We start from the raw sequence: 1,202 nt of genomic DNA, 5'->3' as shown, positions 1-1,202 counted from the left end.
AATGGTGGGTCTTATATCCGGGGTTTGCCCTGCCATAGCAACGAAAAGTCAGCCTTATTGAGCTCGAGTACCTCAATAAGCTTGCTTCCTTGACACCCGCGGTGGAATGTGCAGGGAGTGAAGAAACTCAATCCCCGCGCCCGACACTGCCCTATCTGCTCAAACCCTTCAAAGAAGAAAGGCTTCACAAAACAAGGCCGTCAGCGTTGGTATTGCAAGGAATGTAAATACAGCTTCACCGCGACCGATGACCGACAAAAACACGCCCAAGAATTCGCTGAATTCCTCACCTACCTCACCACAACCACACCCCGACGCCTGGGCGCCCGCGACACCCGAACCTGGGACCGCACGCATGCCTGGTGCTGGCAAACCCGCCCCATCTGGACGCCTACCGGGCAGGTCTACGACCAGGTTTTCATCGACGGGACCTATATCGCCTACAACTGGTGCGTACTGATCGCTTACACGCGAGAAGGCGTGATCGCCTACCAGCTATGTGACCGTGAATCCAAAGCCGCCTACCTCGCCCTCTTACGCCGTCTGCCTGCCCCTATCGTTGCTACCACCGACGGGGCACCAGGAGCACTGGCAGCGATCAAGCAGGAATGGCCCACCACACGCATCCAACGCTGCCTGGTACACGTACAACGTAATATCCGCCAAGTCACCACCACCCGCCCGCAAACCCAAGCCCATAAGGCCTTATACAAGCTCGCCCTCGACCTAACCAAAATAACTACCCGCGAGGGTGCTATTACCTGGCAAAACTCGCTGCACGCTTTCCACGAGCTTTACGATCAATGGCTGGCAGAGAAGACTTATCGGGAGGAAACCCGCCTTGAGAATATTCCTTCTTTCGCGCGGAAAAACAAGAAATGGTGGTACACCCATCACCCCACTCGCCGTATCGTGGGTGCCCTTGACCGCTACGTCAAACAAGGCGTGCTCTTCACGTTCCTTGATCCAACCCTGGACGTGTCAACCAGTCTTGAGTCGACGACGAACCGTCTAGAAGGAGGAGTGAACGCGCCGTTGAAAGAGTTCTTACACTCCCATCGTGGCTGGTCCCAGCCCCACCTGCTGACCGCGCTTGATTATTGGCTTTATTCCAGGTCGATCAACACTCAACCGATGTCTGATTTCGCTTCTAACAAGGTCCAGACACGGAAGAAACCCGTTAGCGCGCCCAGCGATAAGCC

Annotated in this window: 1 protein-coding gene; it reads left to right on the top strand. The window is 55.6% G+C overall.

The features are described from left to right. Nucleotides 1–117: 117 nt before the first annotated feature. Nucleotides 118–1,202: IS1249 family transposase (locus ACRQEG_RS09490; RefSeq protein ID WP_435733870.1), on the top strand; the 1,085-nt coding region annotated here is incomplete at its 3' end.

It is taken from the genome of Actinotignum stranguriae (genome assembly GCF_051265215.1).
In the GTDB taxonomy this organism is placed as follows: domain Bacteria; phylum Actinomycetota; class Actinomycetes; order Actinomycetales; family Actinomycetaceae; genus Actinotignum; species Actinotignum schaalii_C.
The sequence above is the reverse complement of the archived record's forward strand: the minus strand, read 5'-3'. Positions and strand labels throughout refer to the sequence as shown.